The organism is Caulobacter sp. 602-2, assembly GCF_011043625.1.
GTDB lineage: Bacteria > Pseudomonadota > Alphaproteobacteria > Caulobacterales > Caulobacteraceae > Caulobacter.
The window spans coordinates 94,272-113,775 of record NZ_JAAKGT010000004.1 but is presented as its reverse complement, the minus strand read 5'-3'; the positions used below and the strand labels follow the sequence as shown (position 1 = coordinate 113,775).

Sequence of the window (19,504 nt, the reverse complement as noted above, 5' to 3'; positions counted from 1 at the left end):
AAAATACAACCGCTTCGATAGGGCGTACCGATTCCTCTCGCGCAAGACGGAGGTCTCGATGACGGGGTGGCGACTGGTTCTGGCGGCGGCGTTGCTGGCGGCTCCGGCCGTGGCGCTGGCCGATCCCTGCGAAGGCGCCCTGCCGGCGCCCGGCGCGCGTTTCGACGGCCCGGTCCGCTATGTCGGCGACGGCGACAGCCTGTGCGTGGGCAAGAGCAGCGATCCCTCGACCTGGATCGAGGTGCGGGTGTCGGACTTCTACGCCCCGGAACTGAACTCGCCGGGCGGCCGGGCGGCCAAGACCCTGCTCGAGGACGTGGTCTGGCGGCAGTACCTGCAATGCCGGGCGATCAAGCACTCGTACGACCGGGTGGTGGCCCGCTGCACGATCGACGGCGCCTCGGTGGGCGATCTGCTGCGGGCGCGCGGCGGCGTCGAGGGCGGCAACGGCCGCGGCGGCCGGCGCTAGGTCCTAGGTCTTCGGGGTCAGCTGGAAGGTCACGCGATAGCCGTCGTGATCCGACAGCACCGGCTCGTTGGCGCCGTCGAAGGTGGCCTCAACCCGGGTCGGCGTGACGTCGACCTTGTCGCCGTCGAGGAAGCCGATCAGGTCCTGGGTGTCGAGCCACGGCGCGTCGCCGTCGTAGGAGATCTGGGTGTCGCAGGCGCCCGGCAGGTTGTGGCACCAGCGGCTGACCACCTCGAACGGATAGTCGGCCATCACGTAGTCGAAGCGGTCGGGCGCGTGCATGACGTTGAAGTCGCCGCCGACGATCAGCGGCGCGCCGGGCGTGCGGTCGGCGGCCATGAAGCGCTTGAACTCGTCGGCCTGCAGGTGGTGGGCCATGCGGTTGCGCGACCGGGGCACGCGCGAGGCGCCCTTGGAATTGAGGTGGGTGTCGGCCACCTCGACCGGGGTCGGCAGGCCCGGCACGTTCAGGCTGACCAGCATCACCCCCTTGTTGGCCAGGCAGTCCAGGCCCGCGCAGTAGTGATAGGCGTGCGACTTCACGTCCTCGATCGGGTGGTTGCTCAGCACCCACAGGCCGCTGGAGCCCCACTTGCCCAGCCCCTCGCCCTTCCAGCGATAGGCCACGCGGCGATAGTCGGGCTTTTCGCCCTTGGCCCAAAGGCTGGCGTCGCGCTGCTTCCGCTTGGGGCCGCGCGCCACGTAGGGATAGCCCGAGCGGTCGACCAGCTCGCCGATCTCCTTGCGGAAGCCTTCCTGGATCAGCACGACGTCGGGCTCGGTCCCGGCCGCGCGCATCTTGGCCAGCTCGTCGCCGATCTTCTTCAGGGCCTCGCCGCGACCCTTCTTCACCGGCCAGGGCAGGCCGGCGACGTTGTAGGTCATGACGCTGAAGCTGACCGGCGCCCCGTCCGCCCGCGCGTCATCGGCCCGCGCCGCGACGGGCGCGGCGAGCAGACCGGCGAGGAGCGCGGCGAGCAGGCGCTTCAAGCGGCCCGCTCGGCGATCACGCGGGCGCCGTCGTGGCCGGTGACGCGGAAGGCCACGATCTGGCCGGCCGGCGCCTCGCCGGTGAAGGCGATCTCGGTGAAGTCCTCCGCGCGCGCCAGGCCGTCGCGTTCGACCAGGCCCGGCAGCACGCGGCCGACCTGGGCGGCCAGGTGGCGTTCCAGGCCCCGCTGGCCCGCTTCGCGCAGGCGCCGGGCGCGGTCCTTGATGACGGGGCCCTTGACCGGCGGCATCCGCGCGGCCGGCGTGCCGGGGCGGGCGCTGTAGGGGAAGACGTGCAGGAAGGCCAGGCCCGCCTCCTCGACGAGGCGGACGGTGTTTTCGAACGCCTCTTCGCTCTCGGTGGGGAAGCCGGCGATCAAATCAGCGCCGAAGGCCACGTCCGGGCGCACGGCGCGCACGCTGGCCACCAGGTTCAGCGCGTCGGTGCGATTGTGCCGGCGCTTCATGCGCTTGAGGATCAGATCATCACCCGCCTGAAGGGACAGGTGCAGATACGGCATCAGCCGCGGCTCTTCGGCGAACAGCTTCAAGAGGTCCGGATCGATCTCGGCGGCGTCGATCGACGACAGGCGCAGGCGCGGCAGGTCGGGAACCATGCGCAGGATGCGGCCCACCAACTGGCCCAGGGTCGGCTGGCCCGGCAGGTCGGAGCCCCACGAGGTGACGTCGACGCCGGTCAGCACGACCTCGCGATAGCCTTCCGCCGCCAGCTTGCGCACCTGTTCGACGACCTCGCCGGCCGGGGCCGAGCGCGAGTTTCCGCGGCCATAGGGGATGATGCAGAAGGTGCAGCGGTGATCGCAGCCGTTCTGCACCTCGACATAGGCGCGGGCGCGATCCTTCAGGCCGTCGATCAGGTGACCGGCGGTCTCCTTGACCGACATGATGTCGTTGACCCGCACGCGGGCCGTGGTCTCGACCAGGGCGCCGGGGGCGGCCTTCTCGGCGTTGCCGAGCACGAGATCCACTTCCGGCATGGCGGCGAAGGCGGCCGGATCGATCTGGGCGGCGCAGCCGGTGACGATGATCCGCGCGCCCGGACGCTCGCGGCGGGCCTTGCGGATCGCCTGGCGGGCCTGGCGCACGGCCTCGTTGGTCACCGCGCAGGTGTTGAACACCACGGCGTCCGACAGGCCATCCGCCGCGGCGCGGGCCCGCATGGCCTCGCTCTCATAGGCGTTCAGGCGGCAGCCGAAGGTGACGACGTCGACGCCGTCGGGACCCGACATCGTCGTGGCCGGACCGCCCTCCTCGCCGACTTCCGGCTTGGGCTTCGGCTGGGCCTTGATGACCGTGTAGACGCTCATGACTTGATGAACGCCGCGAAGGCGTCCTTCCAGTCGTCGTGCCAGCGCGACAGGGCCGGGCGGTTCTCGATGACGTCGCCCATCGCCCAGGCCATGCGCTTTTCATCCAGCGCGCGCGGCACATCGTTGTCGGGGCACAGGATGTAGAAGTCGCCGGCGGCGATGCGGGCCAGCATGAAGTGGACAACCTGCTCGCCCGTCCAGGCCGCGTCGGGCTTGCCGCCCGGGCCGCGCTTGGTCATGCCGGTGAAGGTGTAGCCGGGGATCAGCAGGTGGGCGCTGACCTGGCAATCGACGATCTCGCGCAGGGTGTGGGCCAGGCCTTCCGTCAGCGCCTTCACCGCCGACTTCGAGACGTTGTAGGCCGTGTCGCCCGGCGGCTGGGTGATCCCCTGCTTGGAGCCGGTGTTGATGATCAGGCCCGGACGGCCGCTTTCGGCCATCTCCTCGCCGAACACCTGGACGCCGTTGATCACGCCCCACAGGTTGACGTCGAGGATGCGCTTCCAGGCGTCGTCGCCCGAGAAGGCGTCGCCGCCGCCGCCCACGCCGGCGTTGTTCATCAGCACGTCGACGGCGCCGAAGCGCTCGATCGCCACGTTTCGCAGGGCCTCGACGGCGGCGCGGTCGGCCACGTCGGTCGGCACGGCCAGGGCGCCGATGGCTTCGGCCTCTGCTTTGAGCTTGCGGCCCGTGACGTCGGCCATGACCACGTTGAGGCCCAGCTCGACGAAGGCCTTGGCGGCGGCCAGGCCGATGCCGTCGGCCGCGCCGGTGACGACGGCGGTCTTGCCGGGGGCGAGGGCGGGATGCAGTTCGCTCATGCGGCCACGGTCTCCGGCAGCTTGCCGGTGAACTCCAGGGCCACCGGGCCGGTCATGATCACGTGGCCGTCGGCCTCGCGCCATTCGATGACCAGCGGGCCGCTCTCGAACTCGACGGTGGCGACCCGGTCGGTCAGGCCCCGGCGCACGGCGGCGACCTGGGCGGCGCAGGCGCCGGTGCCGCAGGCGGCGGTGAGGCCCGCGCCGCGTTCCCAGACCTTCAGCTTGATGTGGTCGCGCGAGACGACGTGGGCGAAGCCGACATTGACGCCTTCCGGAAACAGCGGGTGGTGCTCCACCAGGCTGCCGGTCTTCTCGGCGAACTCGTCCGAAACGGGCGCGTCGACGAAGAACACCACGTGCGGATTGCCCATCGAGACGCAGACCGGGGTGTGCACCCACGGCGCGTCGATCGGGCCGACCTGCAGCTCGACGCGGGCGGTGTCCATCTCTTCGGCCAGTGGGATCTGGTCCCACGACAGACGCGGCTCGCCCATGTCGACGGTGACGCGCTTGTCGCCGGCCATCACGCCCGACAGGCGCCCGGCGCTGGTGTCGAAGGCCACGGCGTCCTTGCCGCCCGACTGCATCAGCAGCCAGGCCACGCAGCGGGTGGCGTTGCCGCAGGCGCCGGCGACCTCGCCGTCGGCGTTCCAGAAGCGCACATAGGCCGATGCCCCTTCCGCCTTCGGCGGATCGATGGCCACCACCTGGTCGCAGCCGATCCCGCCCTGGCCGCGTTTGGCGATCTGGCGGATCTCCTCGGCGGAGGGTTCGAACGGCTGGGTGAGGGTCTCGATGACGACGAAGTCGTTGCCGAGCCCGTTCATCTTCAGGAAGGTGCGGCTCATGGGCGGCTATATAGTCGAAAACTCCGTCCAGCGGCAGGGGATGCGGCGATCGGCCGGAGGGACGGGCTTGAGGTGTAATTTCGAGATCACGCAAGGGGTGGAGTTCACCGGCGCGTTCGGCTGCCTGGACGTCCACAACGCCTACGCGCTGACGGCCGCCGAAGCCGAAGGCCAGCGGCTCGTCCTGCGCTTCGCCGCCAACCAGTACCGCATTTCTGGTCGGCCGATGGCCTTCGACGTCGTCTTCGAGGGAGCGAGCCTGTTCGAGACCGACCTGCCGGCCGACCTTTCGAACCTCTGTATCGAGGAGATCGGCTTTCTGGCCCCGGATGATCGGGACTATGGCCCGATCCTGGATCGTGGCCGGGCGGGCGACGGCGATCACCTGGCGTTCAAGTGGCAGATCGAGGCGCTGGAAGGCGTGGTGCGGATCGCGGCCGAAGCGGCCGAGGTTCGCGTGACGATCGGCCCTCCGGCGGAAGACGTTCGCCCCGCCCATCGCAAGAGGTGGTTTGCTTGACCGAAGACCTGCGCCTGCGCGCCCGGCTTAGGGCGCTCTATCACGGCGCCTCGCCCGCGGCCGTGCGGTTCCGCTATGCGGTTATCCTGATCGATCTGCTGATCATCGGCTTCTTCATCGCCGCGCCGTTGATGCAGCACCACGGGGTGACCTTCTACCTGCTCGACTATGGGGTCGCGACCTTCCTGGCCGCCGACCTGATCGCCCGCGCCATCGCCCACGGCGACATCAGGAGCTGGCTGAGGAAGCCGATCGTCTGGGTCGACCTCTTCGTGCTGGCCACCATGCTGTTTCCCGCCTGGCTGTTCAATTTCGGCTTCCTGCGGGTGCTGCGGCTATGGACCCTGGTGCGCAGCGAGTTCTTCTGGCGCACCGTGGCGCGGCGCTATGACGACACCCGGATCGAGGACATCACCAAGGCCGCCTCGTCGCTGCTGACCTTCGTCTTCGTGGTGACGGGCTTCGTCTATTCCAGCTTCGCGGGCCGCCACGACGGCATCGCGGGCTATGTGGACGCCCTCTATTTCACCGTCACCAGCCTGACGACGACGGGCTATGGCGACGTCACCTTGCCGGGGATGTGGGGCAAGCTTCTGTCGATGGCGGTGATGATCGGCGGGGTGTCGCTGTTCATCGGCCTGATCCAGTCGATCCTGCGGCCGCACAAGGTGACCTATCCCTGTCCCGACTGCGGCCTGCGCAAGCACGATCCCGACGCGGTGCACTGCAAGGCCTGCGGCAAGATGCTGTGCATTCCGGATGACGGAGCTTAGGCGTCAGCGCCGTCGAGGTTCGACGAACAACAGGGTTTTCTGCAGGCTCCCGTCGGCCTTGCGCTCGAACTGGCTGGTGGCGACGCGGGTGTACGCCACTCCGTCGTCGAACCGTCCGGCGATCTCGAAATCGCAGTACCAGACCGCATAGTAGGGTCGGCAGTACAGCTTGGAGACCGAGACCAGCACGTTCTTGGCCTTCTCTTGTTTCATCGATTTTGGAACCCAGGCGTCGTAGTCGCCCTCCCAATGGGCGGCGACGTAGTCTCGCACCTCGGCCTCGGTTGGTTGGGCGGGCAGGGGCGTGACCCGCGCCGTCTCCGAAGACGCACAGGCCGCAACCAGCAGCGCCAATCCCGCGGCGATCGTCAGCTTTCGCATGTGTGGTTTCCCCCGCTCATACGGCCACAGGCCGGAAGTGCGTGCAAGGCGGACTCCGCCGAGGTCAAAAATGGCCTAGCCAGCGGCGGGAATGGCATTAACGTCCCCCGCCATGCTGACGCTCCGTTCCGTTTCGCCCGCCGCCCTAGCGCTCGCCCTCCTCGCCGCCGGCCCCGTCCGCGCCCAGGAGGCCGCCGATCCCCACCTGGCGCTGGAAGGCGTCGAGACGCCCTCGTCGCTGGACTGGGTCAAGGCCGAGAACGCCAAGACCCTGCCCGTCCTCACGGGCGACAAGCGCTACCAGGGCCTGCACGACGCGGCGCTCAAGGTGCTGGCCGCCAAGGACCGCATCGCCGCCCCGACCTTCGTCGGGACCAGCGTGTTCAACTTCTGGCAGGACGCCGAGCACGTGCGCGGCGTCTGGCGGCGCACCAGCCTGGAGAGCTACCGCTCGGCCGACCCGAAGTGGGAGACGGTCATCGACCTGGACGCCCTGGCCAAGGCGGAAGGCAAGAACTGGATCTGGAAGGGCGCCGACTGCCGGCCCAAGACCCATGACCGGTGCCTGGTGAACCTGTCGAACGGCGGCAAGGACGCCGTCGAGGTGCGCGAGTTCGACCTGACGACCAAGAGCTTCGTCAAGGACGGCTTCTTCCTGCCCGAGAGCAAGCAGACCATCGACTGGCTGGACGCCGACACGCTGATCCTGACCCGCGACTGGGGCGCGGGCACCACCACCGACAGCGGCTACGGCATGGTCATCAAGACCCTCAAGCGCGGCCAGTCGCTGGAACAGGCCGTCGAGGTGTTCCGCGGCGAGAAGGCCGACGTCAGCGCCCGTCCGCACGTTCTGCGCGACGCCAAGGGCAATCGCGTGGTGCTGATCGAGCGCGCCACCGACTTCTTCCACACCAAGACCTTCCTGCTCGACGACGCCGGCAAGGCCACCCTGCTGCCGATCCCCGAGCGCTCGTCGATCCGCGGCATGGTCGACGGCGACCTGATCCTGACGGTCGAGGAAGCCTGGAACTACGAGAAGCTGCCGTCGCTGGGCCGCAACTTCCCGGCCGGAGCCCTGGTCTCGGTCAGCCCCAAGGCCCTGCTGCCCAAGCCCGCCTCGCCCACCGGCGACATCGTGGTCAGCAACGACTGCGACCCCTGCACGATCTTCGCGCCGGGCGCGCGCCAGTCGATCGACCAGGTGGCGGTGACCGACAACCGCGTGGTCGCGGTGATCTACGACAACGTCAAAGGCGGCATCCGCAGCTTCAGCGACCACGGCGAGTTCGGCTGGCGCAGCCAGGGCCTGCCGGGCCTGGACAACGCCGCCGTCTCGATCGTCGCCACGGCCGACAGCGGCGACGAGGTCTTCTACACGGTCGAGGGCTTCATCACCCCGACGCAGCTGAAGCTGGCCGACGCCACCAAGGCCGGCGCGGTGACGGTCAAGACCCTGCCGGCCCGCTTCGACGCCTCCAAGCTGGTGGTCGAGCAGAAGGAAGCCGTCAGCAAAGACGGCACGAAGATCCCCTACTTCCTGGTCAGCCAGAAGGGCGCGAAGCTCGACGGCTCGGCCCCCACCCTGCTGCACGCCTACGGCGGCTTCCAGATCTCCAAGCTGCCGGTCTATGACCCGCTGATCGGCAAGCTGTGGCTGGAGCGCGGCGGCAGCTACGCGGTGGCCAACATCCGCGGCGGCGGCGAGTTCGGCCCGGCCTGGCACGAGGCGGCGCTGAAGGCCAATCGCCAGCGGGCCTATGACGACTATTTCGCCGTCGCCGAGAACCTGATCTCGACCAAGGTCTCCAGCCCGCGTCACCTGGGCGCCTACGGCCGCTCGAACGGCGGCCTGCTGATGGGCGTGGCCTTGACCCAGCGGCCCGACCTCTGGAACGCCGTGGTGGTGGAAAGCCCGCTGCTGGACATGATCCGCTACACCCAGCTGCCGGCCGGGGCCTCGTGGATCGGCGAGTACGGCGATCCGGCCATACCGGCCGAACGAGCCTGGATCGCGGCGTACAGCCCCTACCAGAACCTCAAGGTCGGGGTGAAATACCCGCTGGCCTACATCACCACCTCGACCAAGGACGACCGGGTGCACCCGGGCCACGCCCGCAAGTTCTCGGCTCGCCTGGCCGATCTGGGCCAGCCCTACATGTACTACGAGAACACCGACGGGGGTCACGCCAACGGCGCCGACCCGGCGGCCAACGCCAAGCGCTGGGCGCTGCACTACACCTACCTGTCGCGCCAGCTGATGGATCACTAGATGCGTAAGCTCACCCTGGCCCTTTTCGCCGCCACGAGCCTCATGACCGTTTCAGCCCACGCCGCTCCCGACACCGCGCCCGCCGCCGCCGCGGCCCGCACCCCGCTGGCCGAGCTCGGCAAGGACGATCCCTACATCTGGATGGAGGAGATCGAGGGCCAGCGCGCGCTCGACTGGGCCAAGGCTCAGAACGACCGCACCCTGCCCGTCCTGCAGGGCGACGCGCGCTACGCCGGCCTGCACGACGCGGCCCTGACCATCGTCAACGCCAAGGACCGCATTCCCGGCGTCTCGTTCGTCGCCGAGGACGACCTGCGGAACTACTGGCAGGACGCCGACCACGTGCGCGGTGTCTGGCGCACCACCACCCTCGCCAGCTACCGCACCGCCGAGCCGGCCTGGTCGACGATCCTCGACCTGGACGCCCTGGCCAAGGCCGAGGGCAAGAACTGGGTCTGGAAGGGCGCCGACTGCCTAGCCCCGGAAAGCCGGTATTGCCTGGTCTCGCTGTCGAACGGCGGCAAGGACGCCGTGGTCGTGCGCGAGTACGACACCAAGACCAAGACCTTCGTCGCCGGCGGCTTCGAGCTGCCCGAGGGCAAGCACCGGTTCGACTGGATCGACAAGGACACCCTGATCGTCGCCACCGACTGGACGCCGGGCGAGGTGACGACGTCCGGCTATCCCTACGTGGTCAAGCTGGTCAAACGCGGTCAGCCCCTGTCGACCGCCAAGGAAGTCTATCGCGGCGCCAAGGACGACGGCGGCTACGGCGTCTCGCCCTACGCCCTGCGCGACCATGACGGCGTGGTGCGCGCGGTGTTCGTGCTGCGCCCGCTCGACACCTTCAACGCCGAGACCCACCTGGTGGTCGGCGAGACGACGGTGAAGCTGCCCTTCCCGCTGAAGTCGTCGATCCAGGCCCTGGTCAAGGGCCAGCTGGTGTTCAGCGTCGAGCAGGACTGGGACCAGCAGGGCCTGAAGACCGGCGACCTGGCCGCCTTCGACCTGGCCGCGCTGAAGGCCGACGCTACGAAGGCCAAGGCGACCCTGATCCTGCGGCCGACGGCCCGGGAGTCGGTGCAGGGCGTCACCGCAACCCGCGACCGCCTGGTCGTGGCGCTGTTCGAGAACGTCAAGGGCGCGGCCTATGCGTATGACGTCAAGGGCGGGGCCTGGTCGCGCACCAAGCTCGACCTGCCGGCCAACTCGACGGTCGGCCTGGGCTCGGCCTCGGACAAGGATGACCGCCTGTTCGTCAGCGTGACCGGCTATCTGACCCCCACGACCTATTGGCTGGCCGACGCGGCCACCGGCAAGCTCGACCAGGTCAAGGCCGCGCCCGCCAAGTTCGACGCCTCGACCCACGTGGTCGAGCAGTTCGAGGCCACGTCGAAGGACGGGACCAAGATCCCGTACTTCCTGGTCCGCCCGAAGAACACCAAGTACGACGGCTCGACCCCGACCCTGCTTTACGCCTACGGCGGCTTCCAGGCGTCGATGACGCCGGGCTATTCGCCGACCATGGGCAAGCTGTGGCTGGAGCGCGGCGGCGCCTATGTGGTGGCCAACATCCGCGGCGGCGGCGAGTTTGGTCCCAGCTGGCACGAGCAGGGCCTGAAGGCCAACCGCCAGCGGGTCTATGACGACTTCTTCGCGGTGTCCGAAGACCTGATCGCCCGGAAGATCACCTCGCCGCGCCGGCTGGGGATCATGGGCGGGTCGAACGGCGGCCTGCTGATGGGCGTGGCCCTGACCCAGCGTCCGGAGCTCTACAACGCCATCGTCATCCAGGTGCCGCTGTTCGACATGGTCCGCTACAGCCAGATCGGCGCGGGCTCGTCGTGGATGGGCGAGTACGGCGATCCGCAGATCCCGTCCGACCTGGCGGTGATCGAGAAGTACTCGCCCTACCAGAACCTCAAGGCCGGCCAGAAGTATCCCGAGGTGTTCATCGAGACCTCGACCAAGGACGACCGCGTCCACCCGGCCCACGCCCGCAAGGCGGCCGCCAGGCTGGAAGCGCTGGGCTACCCGGTGCTGTACTACGAGAACGTCGACGGCGGTCATGCCGCCAGCGCCAACCTCGCCGAGACCGCCCGCCGGGTGTCGCTCGAGTACACGTATCTGACCCGCAAACTGATGGACTGATTACGCAAGGTCCGTAAACCGGACTGCAATCTCTGGGCGCCATGATCACGCTCGGCCTTTCTGGAGGTCCGTGATCAGCGCTCGGGGGGCGCCCGTGAAGATCGACGTTGTCGAGGCCCTGCAGCTAACGCCGGAGGACAGCGCCCGCTGGACCTCGCTGCAGACGCTGCAGCCGCGCCTGGATTCGCCTTTCCTGTCGCCGGAATGGGCCAAGGCGGTCGCCGTCGCCCAGGGCGACAAGGGCGAACGCGTGAAGGTCGCCGTCATCCGCGACGAGGGCGGCCAGGCCCTGGCCTTCCTGCCCGCGCGCATCAAGGCGGGCGTGGCCATGCCGGCCGGCGCGCCGATGTGCGACTACCAGGCCCTGGTCTCCGCGCCCGATGTGGCCGTCGATCCGCGCCATCTGCTGGCGGCCCTCAAGGCCCAGCGGCTGGACTTCTGCCACATGCTGGCCGACGACGAGACCCTGGCCCGCCACGGCCGCGGCCAGGCGGACTCCTGGATCGTCGACGTCTCGGCCGGTTACGAGGCCTACGCCGCCGACCGCAAGACGGCCGGGGTGGGCGTCCTCAAGGACATCGACAAGAAGCGCCGCAAGGCCGAGCGCGAGGTCGGGCCCTGCCGCTACACCCCGATGTCGGACAGCCGCGCCGACTTCGACCAGCTGATCGCCTGGAAGCGCGAGCAGCTGCTGGCCACCGGCCAGACCGACCTGTTCAAGACTGACTGGGTGACCAGGCTGGTCACCGACCTGTTCGAGCGCCGCGACGGCGATTTCGGGGGCGGCCTCTACACCCTGCACCTGGGCGACGAACTGGCGGCGGTGCACCTGCACCTGCGCGGCAAGCACACGATCCACGGCTGGCTGATCGCCCACAACGCCAAGTTCGAGCGCTATTCGCCCGGTCTGCTGCTGTTCCAGGACATCCTGAAGGGCATGAACGCCGGGTCCTACCACCGGCTGGATCTGGGCACCGGGGACTACCGCTTCAAGCGCGAGCTTTCCAACGCCCGCCAGACCGTGGTGTTCGGCTTCTACGGCGCGCCCTCGCCGGCCACCTTCGTGCGCTCGGCCGCCTGGGGCGTGCGCCAGGTCGCCGAGGCCCTGCCGCTGGGCCGGATGTCGGCCCTGCCGGGCAAGGCCATGCGCCGCATCGACCTGCTGCGCGGGCTGCACTGAGGCTGACCTGGCCTTCCCCACCGGCTAGGCTGCCGGCGGGAACGGGAGGAAAGCCATGCGGCGGCTGCTTCTGCTGACGGTGCTGTGCGCAGGCGGCTGCGCTTCCGGCGTCTCCTCGGGCGACGCCCCGCCCAGCGCCTGGGCGGTCGCCCGCATCGAGACCGGCATCACCGCGATCGAGGACATCCAGGCCGTCGGGGTCGGCGACAGCGCGGGCATGGCCCGCGCGGCCCGCACCCGTGTTCGCGACCTTCGCTGCAGCCCCGCCGAGGCGGGCCGCTTCCGATGCACCTACCAGACGGCACGGAGGATCGCGCCAGACGAATGGACGCCGAGGACTCGGACCTTCGAGCGGGCGGCGCATGTTTCGCCGAGCCAGCCCCAGGCCGAAGGCTGGGTCGTGGTCGAGCCGGCGGCGCGCTGAGGCCCTACCCGGCCTTGCCGGTCTCCAGATAGGCCTTCAGCCGGTCCTGCTGCTGGCCCAGCACCTGGTCGACGATCGGGGCGATCTTGTCGAGGCCGCCGCGCATGTAGCCGCCGGCGTCGTAGCTCCAGGTCACCGTGGTCTGGCCGTCCTTCTCGGCCAGGGCCCAGATCATGTGGCCGGTCGCGCCCGACAGCTGCAGGGGGCCAAGGCCCCCGAACAGGGTCAGCTGCTTGCCGGGCTGGGCGTTGACGGTGGTCATGTGCAGCACCGAGCCGCCGTTCGGCATCTTCTCGCAGAAGCACGCCCCCGATGCCGCGCCCAGCGACAGGTTGGCGGCCGAGCCCGACCAGGTGTGCTCGCTGCTCCACCACTTGGCCGGCTGCACCAGCGCCGCCCACACCTCGGCGGCGGGCTTGGCGACGACAACCGAGCGCTTGGTCGCAAAGCCGTTCGGCTGGGCGTCGAGCACCTCGGCGTTCGCGGCGCCGGCGGCCAGCAGCGCGGCGAGGGCCAGGACAGGGGCGGCGAGCTTCATGGCGCGTCTCCAGGAACGATGTTCCGCGATGAAGCGCCGCTGTTGGATCGGAGACAAGAAAAAACCCCGCACGAGGCGGGGCTGAATCTACGCCGTGAAATGGCTTGATATCGCCACGCTCCACGACGGCCCTCCGAAAAGGGTCTTAGACGCGGATGGTCAGACCAGGGCCGCTAACGAGAACATATGTAGAATTCTAGAGGTGCTTTGTCAAGTGAGACAGGCCTAGGCCAGCCAGAACACAGCCCCTAATTCCTGAAATCGTCTGTCTGGAAAGTTTGTGAAAATAGTACTTTCTGCGCCCGTCTTCGTGTTTTCCAGTTCGAATGAAGTCCAGGCGGTCCAGCGATACAGAGCAGATCATGTCCGCTTTGACCCATAGACCCAGGCTTACCCACCTGTCGGGCAGGGGTGGGTCGAGGTCGATCCGACAGTGATAGTCCATGGCGGGCGTTGGAGCTGTGGTGCTCAGCGGGACGATCGTGCAGAGGCCGGGTCGACCCCGGATCCTAGGACTGATGACTATGACAGGCCGCCGCTTGACCATCTCCGGTACGCGAAAGCCGCCACCGAAGTCGCACATCAGCACGGTTCCGGTATCGGGGTGCTCCCTTATCGCCACGCCAACTCCCTTGCGGTCGTCCGTCGGCGGATTTGACGGCAACCCAAGGGTGTAATCAAGTGGCGACCGCCGTCAGCCCTACGCCTTCTCGAACACCAGCGGGCCGCCCCAGAAGCTCTGGACGAGGCCGTTCTGCGGGCCGGGCTGGCCGGTGGTCAGGAACACGCGGCCGCCGCCGGTTCCCGGGTCGTACTCGGGATGGCGCTCCAGGTAGCGCTCCAGGGAGTCGGCGGTGGACTGGGGCTGGTGGATCACCGGCGTGCCGGCCGGCAGGGCGGCGCGGAAGATGTCGGCGATGATCTCGTAGTGGGTGCAGCCCAGCACGGCGCGGTCGGGATAGCGGCCGATGCGGGTCTTCAGCGCCTGGACGTAGCCCTCGACGGCCTTGGCCAGTTCGACCACGCCGGCGTCGGCCTCGATCATCGGCACCAGGTCCGGACACGCTTGCGAGAACACCGCCAGGTCCTGCTTTCGCTTGTCGATCTCGATCTCGTAGACGCGCGAATTGGTCGTGCCTTGCGTGGAGAACACGCCCAGCACGTCCAGCTGCTCGACCTTGTCGCCGCGGCGCTCGGCCTCGTGCTCCCAGGGCAGGCCGGTGGCCGCCTCGATGGTCGGCACGATGATGCCCAGGATGTTGATCGGCCGGCCCAGCTGCTTGCGATAGCCCGGCAGCCAGGTCTGCTGCAGCCGGCGAAGGGCGATGGCCGAGGCGGTGTTGCAGGCCAGGACGACCAGGCTGGCGCCGGCCTCGAACAGGCGCTCGCAGCCGGCCCGCGTAAGGTCGACGATCTCCTCGCCGGGACGCCCGCCATAGGGGGCGTTGGCCTGGTCGGCCAGATAGACGAAGTCCGCCTGGGGCAGACGCTGCACGAGGGCGCGGTGGACGCTCAGCCCCCCCACGCCGGAGTCGAAGACGCCGATGGTCATGCAGCGAGCATTAGACCCGGTCGCGCGCGTCGTCCATGCGCCGGGGCGGCTTCGGCGAAAGGTTACGGTCCTGTCATGTGACGGGGGCGCGACCTTGGCCTAGGGTCCGGCCACACTCAACGGAGAGCCTTCCGTGCAACGTCGCACCTTCCTTCTCACGACCGCCGCGGCCGCCGCCGCGAGCGCCGCCGCGCCCGGCCTTTCCTTCGCCGCGGAGACCAACCCCTTGCTCGCCACGTGGACCGGTCCGTACGGCGGCGTTCCCGCCTTCGACAAGATGAAGATCGCCGACCTGAAGCCGGCCGTCGAAGCGGCCATGGCCAAGAACCAGGCCGAGATCGACGCGATCACCGCCAACAAGGCCGCGCCGACCTTCGAGAACACCATCGCCGCCCTGGAAGACAGCGGCCGCACGTTGAACGACGTGGTCTGCTATTACGGCATCTGGGGCTCGAACCTGAGCTCGCCGGAATTCCAGGCCATCGAGCCCGAGCTGGACGCCAAGTTCGCCGAGTTCGGCGACAAGATCACCCAGAACGCCGCGCTCTTCGCCCGCATCGAGGCCGTCTACAACAGCCCCGAAAAGGCCAAGCTGACGCCCGAGCAGCAGCGCGTCACCTGGATCTACTACACCAACTTCGTGCGCGCCGGCGCCAAGCTGGACCCGAAGGCCAAGGCCCGGGTCGCGGCCATCAACACCGAGCTGGCCGGCTACTTCACCAAGTTCAGCCAGAACCTGCTGGCCGACGAGGAGACCTATATCGAGCTGACCGACGCCGACCTGGTCGGCCTGCCGGACTCGATCAAGGGCGCGGCCGCCTCCAGCGCCGAGCAGCGCAAGCTCCCGGGCAAGCACATCATCGTCAACACGCGTTCCAGCGTTGACCCCTACCTCACCAACTCGCCGGTGCGCGCCACCCGCGAGAAGGTCTGGAAGGCCTTCGTCAACCGCGGCGACAACGGCGGCGCGACCGACAACAACGCCATCATCTCGAAGATCCTGAAGCTGCGCGTCGAGCGCGCCAAGCTGCTGGGCTACCAGACCCACGCCCACTGGCGTCTCGAGAACGCCATGGCCAAGACGCCCGACAAGGCCATGGCCCTGATGGAAGCGGTCTGGACCCCGGCCATCGAGCAGGTGGCCAAGGACGTGGCCGAGATGCAGGCCATCGTCGACGCCGAGAACGGCGGCTTCAAGATCGAGCCGTGGGACTACCGCTTCTACGCCGAGAAGGTCCGCAAGGCGAAATACGACCTCGATATGAACGAGGTGAAGCCGTACATGCAGCTGGAGAAGCTGCGCGAGGGCATGTTCTGGGCCGCCGGCCAAGTCTACGGCTTCGAGTTCAAGAAGGTCGAGGGCGTCCCGGTCTACCACCCGACCATGACCGTCTACGAGGTGCTGCGCGGCGGCAAGCACGTGGGCCTGTGGTACTTCGACCCCTATGCCCGCCAGGGCAAGCGCTCGGGCGCCTGGATGAACGCCTACCGCAACCAGGAGCGCTTCAAGAAGCCGATCGCCACGATCGTCTCCAACAACTCCAACTTCATCCAGGGCAAGCCCGGCGAGCCGGTGCTGATCTCGTGGGATGACGCCAACACCCTGTTCCACGAGTTCGGCCACGCCATCCACGGCCTGAACGCAGACACCACCTATCCGACCGTCTCGGGCACCAACGTCGCCCGCGACTATGTCGAGTTCCCCAGCCAGCTGAACGAGCACTGGCTGTCGACGCCGGAGGTGCTGAACAAGTTCTGCGTCCACTACCAGACCGGCAAGCCGATCCCGCAGGCCCTGGTGGACAAGATCAAGAAGGCCTCGACCTTCAACCAGGGCTTCGACACCACCGAGTACCTGGCCAGCGCCCTGATCGACATGAAGCTGCACCTGGCCGGCGACGTGGACATCGATCCGGACGCCTTCGAGCGCGACGAACTGGCCAAGCTGAAGATGCCCAAGGAGATCGTCATGCGGCACCGCACGCCGCAGTTCGGTCACGTGTTCTCGGGCGACGGCTACTCGGCCGGCTACTACAGCTACCTGTGGGCCGACACCCTGACCGCCGACGTTGCCGAGGCCTTCCAGGAGGCTCCGGGCGGCTTCTACGACAAGCCCACCGGCCAGCGCCTGATCAAGACCATCATGTCGCGCGGCAACTCGGTCGACCCGGCCGAGCAGTTTCGCGCCTTCCGCGGCCGCGACGTGAAGATCGGCGCCCTGATGCGCGACCGCGGCTTCCCGGTGCCCCCGGGCGCCTGATCGCCGTCCTGAGCGTCTGAATGAAGAACGCCCCGCCCGGTGAAAGCCAGGCGGGGCGTTTTTCTGCTTCCTTCTCCCTGGAGGGAGAAGGTGGCGCGAAGCGCCGGATGAGGGGTTAGGGACTGAAGACGGCGAGCCGGCACGCCGGTTGGCGGCGTAACCCCTTACCCTCCCAGGCTTCGCCTGGGCCCCTCCCTCTCCCCTCCGGGAGAGGGACTTTAGGCCGCCCGCCGCGCCGCGCTGGCGCCCGAGCCGATCTTGAACCGGCTGACCAGGCGCGCCAGTTCGGCCGCCTCGTTGGACAGCGAGTGGCTGGCGGCGGTCGACTGCTCGACCATGGCCGCGTTCTGCTGGGTGGCCTGGTCCATCTGGTTCACCGCGACATTGACCTGGGCCAGGCCGGTGGCCTGTTCCTGGGCGCCGGCGGCGATCTCGGCGACGGTGTGGTTGATGTCCTGCACGCCGGCGGTGATGCGGCGCAGGGCCTCGCCGGTCTGGCCGACCAGGGCCACGCCTGCGTCGACCTGCTGGCCGGAGGCGCCGATCAGGCTCTTGATCTCCTTGGCCGCCTCGGCCGAGCGCTGAGCCAGGGCCCGCACCTCCGAAGCGACCACGGCGAAGCCCTTGCCCGCATCCCCGGCGCGGGCGGCCTCGACCCCGGCGTTGAGGGCCAGGAGGTTGGTCTGGAAGGCGATCTCGTCGATCACCCCGATGATGTTGCCGATCTCGCGCGAGGAAGCCTCGATCTGCGTCATCGCCGCGACGGCGCGCTCGACCACCTCGCCGCCGGCCTCGGCGTCCTTGCGGGCGGCGTCGACGGACTTGCGGGCGTGGCCCGCGCCCTCGGCGGCGCGCCGGACCGTGGCGGTGATCTCGTCCAGCGCCGCGGCGGTCTCTTCCAGGCTGGCGGCTTGCTGCTCGGTGCGGCGCGACAGGTCGTCGGCCGCGTGGCTGATCTCGCCCGAGCCGGCGCGGATGCCGCCGACCGCGCCGGTGATCGTCGTCATGGTCTCCTGCAGCTGGCCCATGGCGGCGTTGAAGTCGCTCTGCAGCTTGCGATAGGCGGGCGGGAAGGCCTGGTCGAGCCGGGCGGTCAGGTCGCCGGCCGCCAGGCGCTCCAGGGCCTGCCCGACCTGGGCGACGACGGCCGCCTGCTCCTGGGTCGCGGCGGCGCGTTCGGCCTCGTTGGCGCCGCGCTCGGCCTCGGCCTGGCGGCGATGGGCGGCCGCCTCGCCCTCGACGCGCAGCTTCTCGATGGCGGCGTCCTTGAAGGTCGAAACGGCCTGCGCCATCGCGCCGATCTCGTCGCGGCGGCCCAGGGCGGGCACGGCCACGGCGTTGTCGCCGCCGGCCAGGCGACGCATGGCGGTGGTCATGGCGTCGACCGGCGTGGCGATGCTGCGCGCCAGCAGCCAGCCCATCAGCACGGCGATGGCCACGGCGGCCGCGCCGCCGAGCGCCAGCGCCAGGGTCGCGGCGGTGAACGCCTTGTCCTGGGCCTTGATGCGGGCGGCCAGTTCGGCGCTCTCGGCTTCGTCGATGGTCTTCAGCGCCTTGCGCACATTGGTCAGGCGGCCGCTCTTGCCGATGTCGAGGCGGGCGGCGTCCAGCTGGGTCGGATCCTGGGCGGCGGCGATCTGGGCGCGGGTCTCGGTGCGGAACACGCCCACGGCCTGGTCCAGCTGGGCAAGGCGCGCCTTCTGGTCTTCGTGCTCGGCGCCGTCGGTCAGGATCGCGTGCGCCTCGTCGTATTTGGCCTGGAAGTCCTCGTACTTCTTGACGAACGACGGATCGAGGCTGGCCACGAAGCCGCGCGCGGCGTTCTGCTGCTCAACCAGCTCGGCCGAGGCCTTCTCGACGGTGGCGCGATAGGCGTAGCTCTCGGCGTTCAGGGCGGTGACGCGCTGGATCGACGACAGCCCGTTCCAGGCCAGGGCGCCGGCGCCGGCCACGGCGGCGACCAGGACGGCGAAGGCGACCACCAGCTTGTGCGCCACCTTGAGGTTGCTGAGCATCTAGAGAGCTTCCCAGGATAGAATTGGGAAGAGTTTCGACGAATTCGATTAATGGATATTATTCATGAGCATCGAAGGTCCCGATCGGGAGACATTTGTCGATGCTTGGCGTGGTCGAAATCATTGCATTGCAAGGAGAGTCAGGCCGACTGCGTCATCTCGACGCATGGATCGACTCGACATCGAAGGTTTCGGATAATCATCCGTGTACTGAGTACTTCGAACTACAGATTGGACGAAATCGCCGTTTCAGGGAGATTTCGTCCTATACCCGTATTGCGGGAATCGTGAGACAAATAACGACGCACGGCCGCAACCGGGGGGCGGGGCCGCGCGTACTGCAAGCATGGCCGAGCTTTCGGCCGAGCAAGGACGCCCCCGATGGAAGCCCCCCGTCCCCTGCCCTTGATCCGCCCCATGCTGTGGCTGGCCGCCGCCGCCTTCACGGCCGGCTTCGGCGGCTATCTGCTGATGGGCCTGGGCGCGCGCTAGGGCGAACCGGTCAGCGTCGAACGTGAGGGATGACCTCGGAGGTCATCAGCACCACGGCCATCGCCGCGCCCCTGATATCCATGCCCGCATTGAGGGCCTTGTCGGCGGCGGCGACCTCGGACGTCGCCTCGACGACAGATTTGTAGTGCGTTCGGTCCAGGCAGCCCGTCTTCATGTGGGCGCGCCCGAGCGACAGCGCCTGCACATACTCCGGCTGCTTTCTGAGCCTGGCCTTGGCCGTGACGCCCTCCACCGTCCTGACGGATGCGAAGTCGGCGAACGTCTTCACGCCCAGGGTTTCGAGCAGGGCCTGGGCCAGACCGACAGGCGCGAAGACGGCGAACCGCCAGGCCTCGCCCTCGGTGAAGCCCAGCTCGAGCAGTCCCGGGACCTGGAGGGGCGCGTCGTCGACGTTCGCGGCCAGCACGGCGAGCGCCGCGTCGAAGCGGGCCCGGTCCATGGCTGACGGCTTTGCGAACAGCATGGG

General features: G+C 68.7%; 19 protein-coding genes. 9 read left to right on the top strand and 10 right to left on the bottom strand.

Translation table 11 applies throughout. The features are described from left to right. The first annotated feature begins 58 nt into the window (after window positions 1-58). Window positions 59-469, top strand: a complete 411-nt coding sequence (locus tag G5B46_RS10690) for a nuclease (RefSeq protein WP_165258565.1) — start codon at window positions 59-61, stop codon at window positions 467-469. Between the two features lie 3 nt (window positions 470-472). Here G5B46_RS10690 and G5B46_RS10685 read toward each other — a convergent pair whose 3' ends face one another. From G5B46_RS10685 to dapF, 4 genes are read right to left on the bottom strand one after another with little or no spacing between them, the layout of a single operon-like run. Then, a complete protein-coding gene (locus G5B46_RS10685) occupies window positions 473-1,459 on the bottom strand; it encodes an endonuclease/exonuclease/phosphatase family protein (protein WP_165258563.1) in 987 nt (328 codons plus the stop codon). Further along, complete coding sequence (mtaB, locus tag G5B46_RS10680; protein WP_165258561.1) at window positions 1,456-2,787, bottom strand: tRNA (N(6)-L-threonylcarbamoyladenosine(37)-C(2))-methylthiotransferase MtaB; 1,332 nt, start codon at window positions 2,785-2,787, stop codon at window positions 1,456-1,458. Before mtaB ends, G5B46_RS10685 begins: the two co-directional genes overlap by 4 nt. Beyond that, window positions 2,784-3,695, bottom strand: a complete 912-nt coding sequence (locus G5B46_RS10675; RefSeq protein WP_165258559.1) for an SDR family NAD(P)-dependent oxidoreductase — start codon at window positions 3,693-3,695, stop codon at window positions 2,784-2,786. Before G5B46_RS10675 ends, mtaB begins: the two co-directional genes overlap by 4 nt. Next, window positions 3,608-4,462 (bottom strand): diaminopimelate epimerase, encoded by an 855-nt coding sequence (dapF, locus tag G5B46_RS10670; RefSeq protein WP_165258557.1) that lies wholly within the window; start codon window positions 4,460-4,462, stop codon window positions 3,608-3,610. The genes G5B46_RS10675 and dapF overlap by 88 nt, the downstream gene beginning before the upstream one ends. Window positions 4,463-4,529: 67 nt before the next feature. On the opposite strand from dapF, the gene G5B46_RS10665 reads away from it, so the two are divergent. Continuing rightward, the gene (locus tag G5B46_RS10665) at window positions 4,530-4,982 is read left to right on the top strand and encodes a hypothetical protein (RefSeq protein ID WP_165258555.1); all 453 of its coding nucleotides are present in this window, start codon (window positions 4,530-4,532) and stop codon (window positions 4,980-4,982) included. After that, window positions 4,979-5,755 carry a potassium channel family protein gene (locus G5B46_RS10660; protein ID WP_205691611.1) on the top strand — a complete coding sequence of 259 codons (777 nt, stop codon included), beginning with the start codon at window positions 4,979-4,981 and terminating at the stop codon, window positions 5,753-5,755. The genes G5B46_RS10665 and G5B46_RS10660 overlap by 4 nt, the downstream gene beginning before the upstream one ends. Window positions 5,756-5,758: 3 nt before the next feature. Here the strand turns inward: G5B46_RS10660 and G5B46_RS10655 are convergent, their stop codons facing one another. After that, window positions 5,759-6,136, bottom strand: a complete 378-nt coding sequence (locus G5B46_RS10655) for a hypothetical protein (protein ID WP_165258551.1) — start codon at window positions 6,134-6,136, stop codon at window positions 5,759-5,761. A gap of 112 nt (window positions 6,137-6,248) precedes the next feature. Here G5B46_RS10655 and G5B46_RS10650 point away from each other — a divergent pair, with 112 nt between their 5' ends. From G5B46_RS10650 to G5B46_RS10635, 4 genes are all read left to right on the top strand, one after another. Beyond that, window positions 6,249-8,405: a prolyl oligopeptidase family serine peptidase gene (locus G5B46_RS10650; RefSeq protein WP_165258549.1), complete on the top strand. Its 2,157-nt coding sequence runs from the start codon at window positions 6,249-6,251 to the stop codon at window positions 8,403-8,405. Beyond that, a complete protein-coding gene (locus tag G5B46_RS10645) occupies window positions 8,406-10,556 on the top strand; it encodes a prolyl oligopeptidase family serine peptidase (RefSeq protein ID WP_165258547.1) in 2,151 nt (716 codons plus the stop codon). Between the two features lie 94 nt (window positions 10,557-10,650). Next, the gene (locus G5B46_RS10640) at window positions 10,651-11,736 is read left to right on the top strand and encodes a GNAT family N-acetyltransferase (RefSeq protein ID WP_165258545.1); all 1,086 of its coding nucleotides are present in this window, start codon (window positions 10,651-10,653) and stop codon (window positions 11,734-11,736) included. Between the two features lie 55 nt (window positions 11,737-11,791). Beyond that, a complete protein-coding gene (locus G5B46_RS10635) occupies window positions 11,792-12,160 on the top strand; it encodes a hypothetical protein (protein WP_165258543.1) in 369 nt (122 codons plus the stop codon). 4 nt (window positions 12,161-12,164) lie between these two features. On the opposite strand, the gene G5B46_RS10630 is transcribed toward G5B46_RS10635, so the two are convergent. From G5B46_RS10630 to G5B46_RS10620, 3 genes are all read right to left on the bottom strand, one after another. Continuing rightward, a complete protein-coding gene (locus G5B46_RS10630; protein ID WP_165258541.1) occupies window positions 12,165-12,698 on the bottom strand; it encodes an SRPBCC family protein in 534 nt (177 codons plus the stop codon). Between the two features lie 196 nt (window positions 12,699-12,894). Further along, the gene (locus G5B46_RS10625; RefSeq protein ID WP_205691631.1) at window positions 12,895-13,281 is read right to left on the bottom strand and encodes a type II toxin-antitoxin system PemK/MazF family toxin; all 387 of its coding nucleotides are present in this window, start codon (window positions 13,279-13,281) and stop codon (window positions 12,895-12,897) included. 117 nt (window positions 13,282-13,398) lie between these two features. After that, window positions 13,399-14,250 carry an aspartate/glutamate racemase family protein gene (locus tag G5B46_RS10620; protein WP_165258537.1) on the bottom strand — a complete coding sequence of 284 codons (852 nt, stop codon included), beginning with the start codon at window positions 14,248-14,250 and terminating at the stop codon, window positions 13,399-13,401. A 133-nt stretch (window positions 14,251-14,383) separates the two neighbouring features. Between G5B46_RS10620 and G5B46_RS10615 the strand changes: the two genes are divergently transcribed. Next, a complete protein-coding gene (locus G5B46_RS10615) occupies window positions 14,384-16,510 on the top strand; it encodes a M3 family metallopeptidase (RefSeq protein ID WP_165258535.1) in 2,127 nt (708 codons plus the stop codon). 218 nt (window positions 16,511-16,728) lie between these two features. On the opposite strand, the gene G5B46_RS10610 is transcribed toward G5B46_RS10615, so the two are convergent. Further along, window positions 16,729-18,525 carry a methyl-accepting chemotaxis protein gene (locus tag G5B46_RS10610; RefSeq protein WP_165258533.1) on the bottom strand — a complete coding sequence of 599 codons (1,797 nt, stop codon included), beginning with the start codon at window positions 18,523-18,525 and terminating at the stop codon, window positions 16,729-16,731. Between the two features lie 381 nt (window positions 18,526-18,906). On the opposite strand from G5B46_RS10610, the gene G5B46_RS24390 reads away from it, so the two are divergent. Further along, window positions 18,907-19,017, top strand: coding sequence for a hypothetical protein (locus tag G5B46_RS24390; protein ID WP_240903433.1), 111 nt, complete (start codon window positions 18,907-18,909; stop codon window positions 19,015-19,017). A 10-nt stretch (window positions 19,018-19,027) separates the two neighbouring features. Here G5B46_RS24390 and G5B46_RS10605 read toward each other — a convergent pair whose 3' ends face one another. Then, window positions 19,028-19,477: a hypothetical protein gene (locus G5B46_RS10605; protein ID WP_165258531.1), complete on the bottom strand. Its 450-nt coding sequence runs from the start codon at window positions 19,475-19,477 to the stop codon at window positions 19,028-19,030. Window positions 19,478-19,504 lie beyond the last annotated feature (27 nt).

Bases quoted from the DNA above. Each gene is read 5' to 3' on its own strand.
- G5B46_RS10655 (WP_165258551.1), bottom strand. From the start codon at position 6,136: ATGCGAAAGCTGACGATCGCCGCGGGATTGGCGCTGCTGGTTGCGGCC.
- G5B46_RS10610 (WP_165258533.1), bottom strand. From the start codon at position 18,525: ATGCTCAGCAACCTCAAGGTGGCGCACAAGCTGGTGGTCGCCTTCGCC.
- G5B46_RS10620 (WP_165258537.1), bottom strand. From the start codon at position 14,250: ATGACCATCGGCGTCTTCGACTCCGGCGTGGGGGGGCTGAGCGTCCAC.
- mtaB (WP_165258561.1), bottom strand. From the start codon at position 2,787: ATGAGCGTCTACACGGTCATCAAGGCCCAGCCGAAGCCCAAGCCGGAA.
- G5B46_RS24390 (WP_240903433.1), top strand. From the start codon at position 18,907: ATGGAAGCCCCCCGTCCCCTGCCCTTGATCCGCCCCATGCTGTGGCTG.
- G5B46_RS10690 (WP_165258565.1), top strand. From the start codon at position 59: ATGACGGGGTGGCGACTGGTTCTGGCGGCGGCGTTGCTGGCGGCTCCG.
- G5B46_RS10625 (WP_205691631.1), bottom strand. From the start codon at position 13,281: ATGTGCGACTTCGGTGGCGGCTTTCGCGTACCGGAGATGGTCAAGCGG.
- G5B46_RS10635 (WP_165258543.1), top strand. From the start codon at position 11,792: ATGCGGCGGCTGCTTCTGCTGACGGTGCTGTGCGCAGGCGGCTGCGCT.
- G5B46_RS10630 (WP_165258541.1), bottom strand. From the start codon at position 12,698: ATGAAGCTCGCCGCCCCTGTCCTGGCCCTCGCCGCGCTGCTGGCCGCC.
- G5B46_RS10605 (WP_165258531.1), bottom strand. From the start codon at position 19,477: ATGGACCGGGCCCGCTTCGACGCGGCGCTCGCCGTGCTGGCCGCGAAC.
- G5B46_RS10645 (WP_165258547.1), top strand. From the start codon at position 8,406: ATGCGTAAGCTCACCCTGGCCCTTTTCGCCGCCACGAGCCTCATGACC.
- G5B46_RS10650 (WP_165258549.1), top strand. From the start codon at position 6,249: ATGCTGACGCTCCGTTCCGTTTCGCCCGCCGCCCTAGCGCTCGCCCTC.
- dapF (WP_165258557.1), bottom strand. From the start codon at position 4,462: ATGAGCCGCACCTTCCTGAAGATGAACGGGCTCGGCAACGACTTCGTC.
- G5B46_RS10675 (WP_165258559.1), bottom strand. From the start codon at position 3,695: ATGGCGCGAGGCCGACGGCCACGTGATCATGACCGGCCCGGTGGCCCT.